Annotated in this window: 1 protein-coding gene; it reads right to left on the bottom strand. The window is 35.7% G+C overall.

Annotation, left to right across the window (positions count from 1 at the left end; all coding sequences use genetic code 11):
• Positions 1 to 139: 139 nt before the first annotated feature.
• The gene (locus tag AMN73_RS01830; RefSeq protein WP_075534590.1) at positions 140 to 424 is read right to left on the bottom strand and encodes a methylated-DNA--[protein]-cysteine S-methyltransferase; all 285 of its coding nucleotides are present in this window, start codon (positions 422 to 424) and stop codon (positions 140 to 142) included.
• Positions 425 to 798: the final 374 nt, after the last annotated feature.

The raw sequence follows: 798 nt of genomic DNA, 5'->3' as shown, positions 1-798 counted from the left end.
CAATAGAATTGCAGATATGGAATATAGCGTTTAAAAGGCCATTGGAGGGTCTTATTTAAGCATTTTGTGTTTTATAGTACAACTAAAGGGTGAAATATTAAAAAACATTAATGATTTTTTATTAATAACAAAAAAGTGTTTAAAATAGCGGCTTTTTTGGCAAAAAACCCTCATTTTTAAGTAGCTTTTTCTTCGTTTTAATGCCCCCAGAACCTGAATATCCACCTAGACCACCATCAGATCTTATTACCCTATGACAAGGTATTTTAGGTGCGTATGGGTTCTTTGCGCAGGCATTTGCAACTGCTCTAGCAGATTTAGGGCTATTTATTGCTATTGCTACCTGTTTATAGGTCTTTACTGAACCTTTAGGTATTAATTTTAAGTAATTCCAGACTTTAATTTGAAATTTAGTACCTTTCATTGAAGAAAAACCCCTGTTTCCTTGCACTTTTTAGGGTGCAAAGAACAGTAGTTTTGGCACGTCGTTGATTGCGCTACCGCCATGCCTTCCGCCCTACGATTTTAGCGCTACTCCGTAGAGCTTTCTGCCCCCTGGGCTTGGTCCTCTCGGCCTTTCCCCAGTCGGCCAGTTAAGGGTTGCCCCTTAATTCATCTTACATTACCAAATAGGGCAGGTTGAATGTATCACTTTATTGTTGAATTTATTAAGTTTTTAACAGGTGGGAATAATGGGGATAATTTTAATCAATTAACAAAGCAACTAAAGCAACAATTAAGAAAATTGTGCTGAATAATAATGTAAGACTTATTTTTTTTTTATTTTTTTTCATCAAC

It is taken from the genome of Candidatus Pelagibacter communis, assembly GCF_001179965.1.
In the GTDB taxonomy this organism is placed as follows: Bacteria; Pseudomonadota; Alphaproteobacteria; order Pelagibacterales; family Pelagibacteraceae; genus Pelagibacter.
Note: the sequence above shows the minus strand (reverse complement) of the source record. Positions and strands in the feature narration are given on the sequence as shown.